The sequence below is a fragment of the Streptomyces sp. NPDC004435 genome, assembly GCF_042873895.1.
GTDB lineage: Bacteria > Actinomycetota > Actinomycetes > Streptomycetales > Streptomycetaceae > Streptomyces.
Window position 1 is genome coordinate 104,664 of the sequence record NZ_JBIAMB010000003.1, and the last position, 12,297, is coordinate 116,960.

The following is a 12,297-nucleotide window of genomic DNA, read 5'->3' on the forward strand; positions in this document are numbered from 1 at the left end:
CACGGAACGCCTGGTGCGCGACGCGGGGTTCGCGCCGGCCGGTCGGACACCCCTGACACCCCGCCCCATCAGCCTCTCCTCCCCGGAGTCGAGCGTTGCCGCCCCCGAGCGAGCCGCCGTGCGCCCTTCCGCGCCGGGCGCGCCTCCTGGTGGGACTTCTGAGGCGCGCGCTCGCCGTAACCGGTGAATCCAGGGGTGGGTATGTGGGGTCGGCACGTGCGCCGGGCACGTTTCCGCCAGCGGATCCCGCCGTTGAGAGGGATGGGCATGACGAGCCAGGCCACCGAAGCCGTACTGGAAGATCTCCTCCATCGAGCGCTGCGCGCCACGGGCATGGGCGAGCGCTGGACGACCGAGTCGGACGAGATGTGGTGCCGGGTGGCACCGCGCTCCGGTGAGCGGCGCGCGCAGGGGTGGAAGCTGCACGTGTCGGCGACGGCCGCCTCCGCGCCGGACGTCCTCGCGAAGGCCCTGGAGGTGCTGCTGCGGGACGCGTCGGGGTTCAAGTTCGCCCGGTCGCTGGACCAGGTGAGCGCGCTCAACTCCCGGGCCACGCCGCGCGGGAGCTCCGGGAAGTTCGTCACCGTGTACCCGCGTTCGGACGCCGACGCGGCGCGGCTCGCCGGGGAGCTGCACCGGGCGACGGCGGGTCTCGCGGGGCCGCGGATCCTGTCCGACCAGCAGTACGCGGTCGACAGCCTCGTGCACTACCGGTACGGCGCGTTCGTCGCCCGGCGCCGGCTCTCGGCGGACGGGCTGCTGGTCTGGTACTACGAGGACCCCGACGGGAATCCCGTGGAGGACCGGCGGACCGGCGCGTACACGCCTCCGGAGTGGGCGGTGAGCCCGTTCCCCGCGCCGGTGCCCGGCGCGGCGCGGCCGGCGGGGGCGGAGACCCGTCCGGTGCTGCTCGGCGGACGGTTCTCGGTACGGGAGGCGATCCGGCACACCAACAAGGGCGGTGTCTACCGGGGCGACGACGTCCGCACGGGCGCCCCGGTCGTGATCAAGGAGACCCGGCCGCACGTGGAGGCCGACGCCACGGGCTTCGACGTCCGCGGCTGGCTGCGCGCGGAGGCCCGGGTCCTGGAGAAGCTGCGGGGCACCGGCCTGGCGCCGGAGCCGCTCGCGCTGTTCGAGCACGGCGGGCACCTGTTCCTGGCTCAGGAGGAGGTGCCGGGTGTGCCGCTGCGCACCTGGGTCGCGGAGCGCTTCCGTGACGCGGGCGGCGAGCGGTACCTCGCCGAGGCGACGGAACAGGTCTCGCGTCTCGTCGAGCTGGTGGCGGCCGCCCACGCCCGGGGCTGCGTGCTGCGGGACCTCACTCCAGGCAACGTGATGGTCCGCCCCGACGGCGAGCTCCGCCTCATCGACCTGGAGCTCGCGGTCCTGGAGGAGGACACCCCGCTCCCGACCCGGGTGGGGACGCCCGGGTTCAGCCCGCCCGAGCGCCTGCTCGACGCGCCGGTCTCCCCGACGGGGGACGCCTACAGCCTCGGCGCCACCGTGTGCTTCGTCCTGACGGGCAAGGTGCCGAACCTGCTGGACGAGGAGCCTGCGGACCGGCCGGCGGAGCGGCGGCTCGCGGCCTGGCTCACCGCCGTCGGAGCATCCGTACGCCTCCCCGACGGCATGCGGGAGCTGATCCTCGGACTGATGCGGGACGATCCCGCCGCGCGGTGGGACCCGGCCGGGGCCCGGGAGGCCCTGCGGGGCGCCCGCCCGGCGCACACCGCGGAACCGGTGCGCGAGGACGAGCCGTCCGGCGACGCGACCGAGGCCGCCGTCGCCGGCATCGTGCGGCATCTGGTGGAGACGATGACGCCCGGCGGCGACCGGCTCTGGCCCGTCTCGACGCGGGCCGGGGAGACCGACCCCTGCACCGTGCAGCAGGGCGCGGCCGGTGTCCTGGCCGTGCTGACGCGGTACTTCGCGCTCACTGGCGACCCGGCCCTGCCGGCGGTCCTGTCCACCGCGGGCCGCTGGATCGCCGAGCGCACCGACCCCGGCTCCGCCCGCCCCGGTCTGCACTTCGGCGCCCGGGGCACCGCGTGGGCGCTGTACGAGGCCGGGCGCGTCCTGGACGACCGGGAGCTGACCGACCACGCGCTGGCCCTGGCGCTGGCCCCTCAGGAGCCGACGCCCAGCCATGACATCACCCACGGCACGGCGGGCGGCGGACTCGCCGCCGTCCACCTGTGGCGGCGCTCGGGCGATCCGCGCCTCGCCGGGGTGGTGGTCGAGGCGGCCGACCGGCTGACGGCCGCCGCGCGCCGGGACGGCCCGGGGGCGAGCTGGCCGGTCCCCGCGGAGGCGGTCGCGGCGGAGGCCGGGAAGCGGTACCTCGGCTTCGCCCACGGCACGTCCGGCATCGGCTGCTTCCTCCTCGCCGCCGCGTCCGTGACGGGCCGCGCGGAGGACCTGGACCTGGCCGTGGCGGCCGGCGAGCATCTGGTGGCGCACGCCGTGGACGTCGGCGGCGCCGCGCAGTGGCCCGCCCAGTCGGGGGACGTGCCCACGGCTCCGTACTGGTGCCACGGCTCGGCCGGCATCGGCTCGTTCCTGGTCCGGCTGGGGCGGGCGACCGGCGACGAGCGCTTCGGCGGCCTCGCCCGCCGCTCGGCCCGGGCGGTCGTGGAGCGGGCGTCCCGGGCGGCCCTCACCCAGTGCCACGGCCTGGCCGGCAACGGCGACCTGCTCCTCGACCTGGCGCAGGCGACGGGCGACGACGCCCCTCGCGCGAGCGCCGAGGGCCTGGCCCGACTGATCGTCTCCGAAGGGTCCCGCCGCGGCGGCCACGTCGTCTTCCCCAACGAGTACGGGGACGTCTCGACGGGCTGGAGCGACGGGTCCGCCGGAATCCTGGCGTTCCTCCTGCGGGTCCGCCATCCCCTAGAGCCCCGGCACTGGATGGTCCAGCAGCCGGTCTGAGCGGCAGAGAGACTGCCGCCGCCTCACAGAGAAGGAGTAATGCCATGGAGAACCAGGACCTCGAACTGCTCGCCCGACTGCACGCCCTTCCGGAGACCGACCCCGTCGGCGTCGACGGAGCGCCCTTCGCGGCCACGTGCGAGTGCGTCGGCCTGCTGACGCTCCTCAACACCGTCTGTATCGGCATCAGCTGCGCGTAGCGCGCACGGCCTCCTCCGGCCGGCTGCTGTCCCGGGGCAGCCACCGGCCGGGGTGAGGTCCCCGGCCGGCCGGGGGTGCGCGGGGCGCCGCTCCCGTCGCCTTCCCGCACCCCCGGCCGGCCATCCACGGCGACCCCCTGGACGAGGACGGGACCCATGCAGCTCCACGCCCGTGACCACGAGCCGGCCGGTGCGACCGCACCGGCCGCGAGCGCCGAGCCCCTGGATCCCGTGCTCGCCGTCAGCACGCGGGGGCTGGTCAAGAGCTACCCCGGCCCGGACGGCACCACCACCGACGCCGTGCGCGGGCTCGACCTGGACGTGCGCCGGGGCGAAACCTTCGCCTTCCTCGGCCCCAACGGCGCCGGGAAGTCCACCACGATCGCCCTGCTGTGCGCCCTCGCCCGCCCTACCTCCGGCCACGCCACGGTGGCCGGCGCCGACGTCCTGACCGAGCCCGACCGGGTACGGCGCCGGGTCGGCCTCCTCTTCCAGCACAGCGCCCTCGACCCGGACCTGACGGCCGAGCAGAACCTCCGCGTCCACGCCCGCCTGTACGGGCTCCGCCGCGCGGACGTCCGGCGGCGCACGGCCGAGGTGCTGGAGCTGGCCGACCTGGCCGACCGGCGCGGGTCCCCCGTCCGCACCCTGTCGGGCGGCATGCGCAGACGCCTGGAGATCGCCCGGCAACTGCTGCACTCCCCCGGGGTGCTGTTCCTGGACGAGCCGACCACCGGCCTCGACCCGCACGCGCGCGCCCGGATCTGGGAGCACCTGCGGGCGCTGCGCGACCGGCACGGCAGCACGCTCTTCGTCACCACCCACTACCTGGAGGAGGCCGAGCACTGCGACCGCCTGGCGATCATCGACCGGGGCCGGCTGGTGGCGCAGGGCACGCCGCACGGGGTGAAGGCGGCGATCGGCGACGACCGGGTGGTGCTGCGCACGAGCGACGACGGGGCGGCCCGCCGGGTCGCCGGGCTGCTCGTCCCGCCCGAGCGGACGGTGCACGTCGACGCGGACGGCGTCTGGCTGCGGGTGCCCGAGGGCAGCACCTGGATCCCCCGGCTGTGCGCGGCGCTGGAGGTCCACGGCATCGCCGTGCACGCCGCGTCCGCGACGCCGCCCACCCTGGACGACGTGTTCTTCCATCACACCGGCCGCACCATGACCGGCCCCGCGGGGACGGGAGGCACCCGATGACGGCGCTCACCCTGCCGGCGCCCGCCGACGGCACGACGGAACCGGAGCGGGCAGGGCGTGTGCGGCGCGAACTGCGCGCGGTGCACGCCCTGGTCCACCGCGACCTGCTCCGGCTCGCCCGCCAGCGCGTCCCCACCGCGCTGATGCTGCTCCACCCGGTGCTGTACCTCTTCATCCTGGGCGGAGGTCTGGCAGCCCTCATCCCCGCGGCCTCCCTGGGGGTCGGCTACCAGACGTACCTCTTCCCCGGCATGCTGATGATGACCGTGCAGACCCCTGCGATCATGGTCGGCATCCGGCTGATCACCGACCGTCAGAGCGGCTACCTGCGCGAGCTGCTGATGGCACCGGTCAGCCGCACCTCGCTCCTGCTGGGCAGCTGCGCGGGCGGCACGCTGGTGGCGGCGGTCCAGGGAACCGTCCTGCTCGCTCTGGCCGGTGCGGTCGGGCTGCCGTACGACCCCGTGCTGCTGGTGCTGCTCCTCGGCGGCATGGTCCTCGCCTCCTTCGCGCTCACCGCGCTGTCGCTGGCGCTGGCGGTGGGCCTGCGCAGCCCGGACACCTTCCACACACTGCTGGGCGTGGTGATGATGCCGCTGCTCTTCCTCTCCGGCGGCTTCTTCCCCCTGGCGTCGCTGCCCGGCTGGGCGCAGGCGCTGGCCGCCGCGAACCCGCTCGCGTACGGCGTGGACGTCTTGCGCCGCACGATCTCCCTGCGGGCCCCGGGGCAGACGGCCGCCGGCAGCGTCGAGTGGGCCGGCCGGCAGCCGCCGCTCGCACTCGAAGCGGGACTCCTCCTGGCCGTGGGGGCACTGGCGCTGCTGTGGGCGGCCCGCCGCTTCAGCCGACCGGAGTGACGGGGGCGCGCCCCATCCGCCGCTTCAGCCGACCGGAGTGACCGGGGCGTGCCCCATCCGCCGCTCCAGCCGTGCACGGCACTCCGGCCACTCGGCCGCGACGACCGAGAACATCGCCGAGTCCCGCAGCCGGTCCTCCTCGCCCTGCGCCCACGAACGCGACCAGTTGCGCAGCACGCCTTCGAAGCGCGCCCCGACGCCTTCGATCGCGGCCCGGGAGCGGGCGTTGCGGGCGTCCGTCTTCAGATCGACCCGGGCGACCCCCCAGTTCTCGAACGCGTGGCGGAAGAGCAGGTACTTGGCCTCGGTGTTCAGGCCGGTCCCCTGGGCGGAGGCGGCGAGCCAGGTGTACCCGACCTCGACGGCGTACACCCCTTCGCGGTCCCCGGTGGGCCACGGCCTCGGGTCCCAGTACGCGGTGGCGCCGACCGCGCGTCCGGTCGCCCGGTCGACCTGTGCGTACGGGGCGAGGGTGCCGTGCGCCGCGCGCGCGAGCTGCGCGTCCACGTACGCCCCGACCTCGGCGGCCCTGGGCACCCAGGTGAAGCCGTAGGCGCTCCGGTCCTCCTCGGCGGCGACGGCGAGGTCCGCGGTGTGTCGGTGCCCCAGCGGCTCCAGGCGCACCCGCGTCCCCTCCAGTACGGGGCCTTCCGGCATCGATCCCATCGTCCGTCCCCTATTCCGCGGAGTGCTGGTGGTCGGCCCAGACGTAGCTCTCGGGCAGCAGTTCCCCGACGGGGACGGGGCGGACGCGGTCGCCGGTGCCCACGAGGACCCTGAGGCCGGGGAAGTAGTCGAGCAGGACCTGGCGGCAGCGGCCGCACGGCGGGACGACGCCTCGCTCGCGGTCGCCGACGGCGACGACCGTCTCCAGGTCGTGGAGGCCCTGGGCGGCGGCCGCCCCGATGAGGACCAGCTCGGCGCAGGGGCCGCCGGTGAAGTGGTAGGCGTTCACGGCGGTGACGATCCGTCCGTCCCGGCCCCGGCCCGCCGCGGCCATCGTGTGCTCGTCGCCCCGGCAGTGGGTGCGGGCGACGTGCGTCGCCGCCCGGACCAGTTCGGCGTCGCGTGTGTCGAGGCGGTCGAGGGGGTCGCCGCCGTCGGGGCTCCGGTGCTCGGCGCTGGGGTTCTGGGTGGGCATCGGCTCCGCTTCCTCGGGATGGTCCGGTGCGGCGACCTTCACCCGCGGCGGCGGCGAGCGCAAACGAATTCCGGCCGGTGGGACGTCACTGCGCCCCGTCAGGCGTAACGCTCCGCCAGGGTGCGGACGGTGGCGGCGATCCGCTCCCGCAGGTCCTCCGGGGCGAGGACCTCCACCTCGGCGCCGAGGGCGAGGAAGGTGGCGTGGGCGTGGTCGGGGGTCTCGACGGGCAGGGTGGCACGGGTCCAGCCGCCGGGTTCGGGGACGCCGTTCTCCGCGAGGGCGCGGGCGGCGGCGCCGGTGAGTTGGGCGGCGCCCCGCGCGGAGATCCGTACGACGGCCTCGCCCTGGTGGAGACGGGCGTGGAAGTCCCGCTGGCTCTCCCTCCAGTGCGCGGCGAGGTCGAAGCCGGGCGGGACGGTCGCCTCCTCGTCGGTGACGGTGAGGGAGATGATCTGGTCGACCCGGTACGTCCGCGGTCCTGGCCCGGCCACCAGATACCAGCGGCCCGCCTTGAGCACCAGGCCGTACGGGGCGAGCCGGCGGTCGACCTCGGCCGGCTCCCGCCACCGCCGGTAGCGCACGGCGAGGACCCGCCCGGCGCGGACGGCCTCGGCGACCTCCGGCAGGAACGGCGCCTCGGTGGACTCCGCGTACCAGCCGGGCGCGTCGATGTGGAAGCGGGTGCGGAGGCGGTCGACGTGCTCGCGCAGCGGCGCGGGCAGTGCGGCGCGCAGCTTCAGCTGGGCGTCGGCGAAGTGGCCGCCGAGCCCGAGTTCGTCGGCGGCGGCGGGCAGCCCGGCGAGGACGAGCGCCTCGGCCTCGCGGGCGTACAGGCCGGTGAGCCGGGAGCGGTGTCCGGCGAGGAGCCGGTAGCCGCCGCGGTGCCCGGCGTCCCCGTACAGCGGCACTCCCGCGGCGTGCAGCGCCTCGACGTCCCGGTAGACGGTGCGGACGGAGACCTCCAGCTCGTCGGCGAGCTCACCGGCGGTCATCCGGCCACGGGTCTCCAGGAGCAGCAGGATCGACAGAAGACGGCTGGACTTCACTGACACAAGGTGTCAGTGAAGGGCTCCTACAGTCCAGCCATGGCTTTCGCGGAGAAGTTCCTCTTCGTGCCGGAGCCCGTCGAGGTCGGCGGCCGGCACATCAAGCGCTATCACGTCACGTCCGACCGGGCCGGCATCGAGCCGGAGGTGGAGAAGGCGGCCCACGCCCTGCTCCCGGAGCTGCTGCCCGCGCCGGACGGCACGCCCGCCGCGAGCTTCGTGGTCCTCCACCGGGGCGGCGACACGGGGGCGTACCTCAACGTGTACAGCTGGGCCTGGGACAACGTGCTCCACTTCGCGGGGGCCGCGGCCGGGCAGCCCGCGCTCGACTGCCCCGACACCGACCCCACCCACTTCGTCCGCCTCACGGGCACGGCCCGCGACCGCTCCTGGATCGGCTGCGTCTGGGAGCTGGCACCGCTGGACCACGAACGCACCGCGTGGATCCGCCACATGCTCGCCCCCGACACTCCCGACCTGCCGGGCTACCTCGGGGACTCGCTGCGCACCGGCACGACGGCGACGGCCGCGGGCGGGGCGCTGCCCGTATGACCTCCGACCACGCCTTCGACTTCCTCGTCGGCGAGTGGACCGTCCGCAACCTCAGGCTCGCCGACTTCCTGGATCCGGACTCCGGCTGGGAGGAGTTCGACGGCCACACCTCCGGCCGCCTCTTCTGGGACGGCCGCGCCCACGTGGACGAGATCGCCTTCCCAACGAAGGGCTTCAGCGGGCTGACCCTGCGTCTGTACGAGCCGGACACGGGAGAGTGGACGCTGAACTGGTCGAGCACCCGCGCCGGGCGCCTCGATCCCCCGGTCCGGGGGCGCTTCGCGGCGGACGGCACGGGCGAGTTCCACGGCGAGGACCGGTACGGCGACCGGCCGGTCCGCGTGCGGTTCCGCTGGTCGGGCATCACCCCGGAGACGGCCCGCTGGGAGCAGGCGTTCGCGCCCCCCGGCACGGAGGAGTGGGTGGTCAACTGGGTCATGGACTTCAGCCGTCGTCGTACGGGGGTCGACGACGGCTGAACGGCCACCGGCCGGTGGAAGGCAGGCCGTCGTCGTACGGGGGTCGACATCGGCTGTACTGCCACCGGCCGGCGGAAGGCGGGCAGGTCGCGGCCCGCCCACGCGCCGAGGGGGCGCCGGGCGGCCGAGGACGGCCTCCACGCCGGGGCTGACCCGGCGCTCCTCCGGGAGCGGCAGGCCGAGGATGTACGGCGGCTGCCGGCGGGGCCGCCGACCGGTCCGGGCCCTGGGCATGCCCGGCCCCGAGGACCTGGCCGTCGCCCATGTCTCCGGTTGCCGGGCGTGTCCCTCATGGCCGACGCCCTGCGCGACCCCGACGTGAAGGCCCGCGAAGGCACCCGCCTCCTGGCCTGGTTCGACTGCCTCCTGCCCCGGTCGGCGCCGTCTTGCCCTGGGTCGGGGGCACGGTGGTGACGGTCTCCGCCGGAACTCGTCGGAGGCGCGTCCGCCCCGGACACCGTGATCCTGACGATGCGTCGGAGGCGCGTCCGCCCCCGGACACCGTGATCCTGACGCTGCGGCAGATCCGCGCGCGTGCCCTCACCGGCTGAGAACCGCTCCCCCGCCCCGTCCCGCCGCTATCCCACGTCCGGACCCGTCGCGTAGGCCAGCGGGGGTGCGATGGCCTGGACGTCGGCGCCCTCGCCCACCCAGAGGGCGATGAAGAGCGCGGCGGTCGCCTCCAGGAGGGCGGCTCGTTCGAGGCCGCCGCCGGAGACGGGGAGGCAACCCGTGTCATGGACCAGGGTACGGACGAGTCCGAGGGCGGTCTCGTCGTCACCGCAGACGGGGACGGAGAGCGCGCGGCCGTCGAAGACGGGCGGACGCATGCGCCAGACGTCCTCGTGGCAGAGGTTGAACGCCTTCACGATGTGGGCCCCGGGCGCCGCGGACGCCAGGCGCCGGGCCGCCGACGGTCCTCCCTCCGTCAGCAGGCGGAAGCCCGCGCCGACCGGGTTGGAGCAGTCGATCAGCGCCTTGCCGACCAGCTCCGAGCGCACACCCCGTACGACGTCCGCACCCGCCTCGAAGGGCAGCGCGGCGAGCACCACCTCGCCGGACCCGGCCGCTTCGCTCAGGCTGCCGGACTCCGTGCCGGCGCCGACGCGCCGCGCCAGCGCCTCCGCCTTGTCCGCGTCCCGGCCCCCGATCGTCACGTGGTGTCCGGCCAGCGCCCAGTGCGTGGCGAGTGCGTCGGCCATGCCGCCCGTTCCCAGTACGCCGATTCTCATCTCGTTCCGCCTCTCGTCGACCTGCTTCGAGCTTGCGTACCGACGCTAGGGCGCGGCTCAGGCACCATCTGGTACGTGACGACCATGCATCCCTTCCTCGCCGACTGCCGCGCACGGCTCGCCTTCGACCTCCTCTCCCACACCTGGAACGCCGTGGTGCTGTGGGCCCTGCGCGACGGCCCCGGACGCCCCGTCGAACTCCGGCAGCAGATAGGCGGCATCAGCTCCAAGGTCCTCAACGAGACGCTGCGCAGGCTCCAGTTCAACGGCCTGGTGGACCGGCGGGCCCATCCCGGCTCGCCCCCTCGCGTGGAGTACGAACTCACCGCCCTGGGACGTACGTTGCTCGCTCCGATCGATGCCTTCGGCGCCTGGGCCTACGAGCACGGGGACGAGGTCATGGCAGCCCAGGACGCGGCACGGGGCGAGGCCGACCAGCCGTGACCCCGCCCGCCCGCGAGATCGAGGCTAAGGAAAGGGAACCCGACTGCGGCTGCGGACACTTGTCTGTGTGGAACGGGAACTGAACGAACGGCTGCGGGCCGGCGACCGGGACGCCTTCGGCGAGCTCTTCGACGGGTACGGGCGCGCCGTGCACGCCTACGCCGTGCGGCTGACCGGTGACTGGGCGGTGGCCGAGGACGTCGTGTCGCTCACCTTTCTGGAGGCGTGGAAGCGGCGCGGGAAGCTGCGGGGCGAGGTGTGCGACGTACGCGCCTGGCTGTTCGGCGTCGCCACGAACGTGGCGCGGAACACCGCCCGCTCCGCCCGCCGCCACCGCGCCGCGATGGCCCGCCTCCCTCCGCCCGAGCCGCTGCCCGACGTGTCGGACGGGGTGGTGCGGCACCTGCACGACGCGGCCCGACTGGTCGCGGTGGCACGGGCGGTACGGCGTCTGAAGCGGCGCGACCGCGAGGTGCTGGCCCTGGTCGTCTGGTCCGGACTGGGCTACGCGGAGGCGTCGGTGGCGCTCGGTGTCCCCGTGGGCACGGTCCGGTCGCGGCTCTCGCGGGCCCGGCTCAAGCTGCGGCTGCTGGTGGACGAGGAACTGGGCGCCGAGGCGGCCGGCCGGCAGCGGCAGGCCGTGCCGTCCGGAGACCTGTCGGGGCGGGACACGCGGGCGGGAAGGGAGAGTGTCGGATGAGGGGTGCCAAGGGGAAGGTGGACGGCGGGCGCATGGACGACGGACTCGACGAGGCGCGGCGGGGGGTCCCCGCCTTCCCGGTCCCCGGTCCTGCGGAGCAACGGGAGCGGGAGCGGCGTCGGCACCTCCTCGGCGAGATCGACCGGATGGCGGGGCGCGGGACCGGGCCGCTCGTCGGCCGGCGGAGGCACCTCGCCGTGCTGGGGAGCGCCGTGGCGGTGGGCGTGCTGACGCTTACCCTCGGATTCCCGTCCACCCCACCGCCGGGCGCTCCGGCCGCTCCGGCCGACCCGACGACCGTGGCGCTCCTCGAACGCGCCGCGCTGGCCGCCGCCTCCGAGCCGGAGGCGCCGGTCCGGGCCGACCAGTACGTCTACCTCAAGGTGGTGGGCCACACGGCCTACCTCACCGAGAACGCCGCCGGAGGCATGGACCGTGGCCGGCAGCGCGAGGACGCGGAGCGGTGGACGTCCGTCGACGGCACACGGCCGGGGCTGGCACGGCAGGGCGGGCGCGAGGAACCGATCCGGGCAACCTCGGGAGGGAAGGCCGGTTTCCACTCCCCTACGTACGCGTTCGCCGCGTCGCTCCCGAGCGATCCCGACGAGCTGCTGGGGCTGCTCCGTGAGGACGCCCTCAGGAACCACGGTCCCGGCAGCGACTCCACGACGGGGCCGGACCAGCAGGCGTTCGTGGCGATCGGGGACCTGCTCCGCGGCACCGTCGTCCCTCCGGCGACGACCGCCGCGCTCTACCGCGCGGCGGCCCGCATCCCCGGCGTCGTCACGCTCCCCGACGCCGTGGACGCGGCCGGCCGCACCGGCGTGGCCGTGGCGCGCGTCCACGGCGGCGAGCGCGTGGAATGGATCTTCGACGGGACGACGGGGCGCTTCCTCGGCGAGCGCCTGGTCCTCACGCGCGCCGGCGCGTGGGGCGAGGCGGGGGACGTCGTCACCTCCGTGGCGGTCGTCGGGCGCGGCGTCGTGGACGAGCCCGGGCAGCTCCCGTCGGCCCGCTGACCTACGCTCTCGGCATGATCGCCCGATTGCAATGCGTGGTGCTGGACTGTCCGGACGTCAGGGAGCTCGCCCGGTTCTACCAGGCGCTGCTGGGCGGGGCGGTGGACCACCCCGACCCGCGCTGGTCCCTCGACGACGACTGGTCGACCCTCCATACGGAGGACGGCCTGGTGCTCGCCTTCCAGCGCGTGGAAGACCACCGCCCGCCGCGCTGGCCTGACCCCGAGCACCCCCAGCAGTTCCATCTGGATCTGGGCGTCGAGGACCTGGACGAGGCGCAGGCGCGGGCGGTGGCCGGCGGCGCCACGCTTCTCGCCGGCGGCGAGGAGCAGGGCGGCTGGCGCGTCCTCGCCGATCCGGCGGGCCATCCCTTCTGCCTTGTGAGGGAATGAGCAGGGTCCTGGACCCCGGCACCGGCACGTGAGGGTCCGACCGGGGCCCTCCTCGTGACGAGTTCTCGCCAGGGAGCCGATGGTTCCGCATGTGAGGG

The 12,297-nt window shown here is 75.1% G+C and carries 14 protein-coding genes; 10 read left to right on the plus strand and 4 right to left on the minus strand.

The genetic code is table 11. The features are described 5' to 3' along the window. The first annotated feature begins 267 nt into the window (after positions 1 to 267). The 4 genes from lanL to ACFYT9_RS06040 all read left to right on the plus strand — a co-directional run bounded on the left by lanL (position 268) and on the right by ACFYT9_RS06040 (position 5,191). The gene (gene lanL, locus ACFYT9_RS06025; RefSeq protein WP_389161219.1) at positions 268 to 2,931 is read left to right on the plus strand and encodes a class IV lanthionine synthetase LanL; all 2,664 of its coding nucleotides are present in this window, start codon (positions 268 to 270) and stop codon (positions 2,929 to 2,931) included. Positions 2,932 to 2,975: 44 nt separating this feature from the next. Further along, positions 2,976 to 3,131 carry a VenA family class IV lanthipeptide gene (locus tag ACFYT9_RS06030; RefSeq protein WP_189849959.1) on the plus strand — a complete coding sequence of 52 codons (156 nt, stop codon included), beginning with the start codon at positions 2,976 to 2,978 and terminating at the stop codon, positions 3,129 to 3,131. Positions 3,132 to 3,287: 156 nt separating this feature from the next. Continuing rightward, a complete protein-coding gene (locus ACFYT9_RS06035) occupies positions 3,288 to 4,334 on the plus strand; it encodes an ATP-binding cassette domain-containing protein (RefSeq protein WP_389161221.1) in 1,047 nt (348 codons plus the stop codon). Next, positions 4,331 to 5,191 carry an ABC transporter permease gene (locus tag ACFYT9_RS06040; RefSeq protein ID WP_389161223.1) on the plus strand — a complete coding sequence of 287 codons (861 nt, stop codon included), beginning with the start codon at positions 4,331 to 4,333 and terminating at the stop codon, positions 5,189 to 5,191. Before ACFYT9_RS06035 ends, ACFYT9_RS06040 begins: the two co-directional genes overlap by 4 nt. 24 nt (positions 5,192 to 5,215) lie before the next feature. Here the strand turns inward: ACFYT9_RS06040 and ACFYT9_RS06045 are convergent, their stop codons facing one another. The 3 genes from ACFYT9_RS06045 to ACFYT9_RS06055 form a co-directional block, all read right to left on the minus strand. Then, positions 5,216 to 5,857, minus strand: coding sequence for a GNAT family N-acetyltransferase (locus tag ACFYT9_RS06045; protein WP_389161225.1), 642 nt, complete (start codon positions 5,855 to 5,857; stop codon positions 5,216 to 5,218). A gap of 10 nt (positions 5,858 to 5,867) precedes the next feature. Further along, complete coding sequence (locus ACFYT9_RS06050; protein ID WP_389161226.1) at positions 5,868 to 6,332, minus strand: cytidine deaminase; 465 nt, start codon at positions 6,330 to 6,332, stop codon at positions 5,868 to 5,870. 98 nt (positions 6,333 to 6,430) lie between these two features. Then, positions 6,431 to 7,381, minus strand: coding sequence for a helix-turn-helix transcriptional regulator (locus ACFYT9_RS06055; protein ID WP_389161227.1), 951 nt, complete (start codon positions 7,379 to 7,381; stop codon positions 6,431 to 6,433). Positions 7,382 to 7,420: 39 nt separating this feature from the next. On the opposite strand from ACFYT9_RS06055, the gene ACFYT9_RS06060 reads away from it, so the two are divergent. Next, the gene (locus ACFYT9_RS06060; protein WP_389161229.1) at positions 7,421 to 7,933 is read left to right on the plus strand and encodes a hypothetical protein; all 513 of its coding nucleotides are present in this window, start codon (positions 7,421 to 7,423) and stop codon (positions 7,931 to 7,933) included. Beyond that, positions 7,930 to 8,412, plus strand: a complete 483-nt coding sequence (locus ACFYT9_RS06065) for a hypothetical protein (RefSeq protein ID WP_389161231.1) — start codon at positions 7,930 to 7,932, stop codon at positions 8,410 to 8,412. Before ACFYT9_RS06060 ends, ACFYT9_RS06065 begins: the two co-directional genes overlap by 4 nt. A 578-nt stretch (positions 8,413 to 8,990) precedes the next feature. Here the strand turns inward: ACFYT9_RS06065 and ACFYT9_RS06070 are convergent. Further along, entirely contained in the window at positions 8,991 to 9,644 is a 654-nt protein-coding gene (locus tag ACFYT9_RS06070) for an NADPH-dependent F420 reductase (protein WP_389161232.1), read from the minus strand. Between the two features lie 84 nt (positions 9,645 to 9,728). On the opposite strand from ACFYT9_RS06070, the gene ACFYT9_RS06075 reads away from it, so the two are divergent. The 4 genes from ACFYT9_RS06075 (at position 9,729) to ACFYT9_RS06090 (ending at position 12,199) form a co-directional block, all read left to right on the plus strand. Next, positions 9,729 to 10,088 carry a winged helix-turn-helix transcriptional regulator gene (locus tag ACFYT9_RS06075; protein ID WP_389161655.1) on the plus strand — a complete coding sequence of 120 codons (360 nt, stop codon included), beginning with the start codon at positions 9,729 to 9,731 and terminating at the stop codon, positions 10,086 to 10,088. Positions 10,089 to 10,155: 67 nt separating this feature from the next. Then, on the plus strand, positions 10,156 to 10,788 hold the full coding sequence (locus tag ACFYT9_RS06080; protein WP_389161234.1) for an RNA polymerase sigma factor: 633 nt from the start codon (positions 10,156 to 10,158) through the stop codon (positions 10,786 to 10,788). After that, a complete protein-coding gene (locus ACFYT9_RS06085) occupies positions 10,785 to 11,807 on the plus strand; it encodes a CU044_5270 family protein (RefSeq protein WP_389161236.1) in 1,023 nt (340 codons plus the stop codon). Before ACFYT9_RS06080 ends, ACFYT9_RS06085 begins: the two co-directional genes overlap by 4 nt. 14 nt (positions 11,808 to 11,821) lie before the next feature. After that, a complete protein-coding gene (locus tag ACFYT9_RS06090; protein ID WP_389161237.1) occupies positions 11,822 to 12,199 on the plus strand; it encodes a VOC family protein in 378 nt (125 codons plus the stop codon). The last annotated feature ends 98 nt before the right edge of the window (positions 12,200 to 12,297 follow it).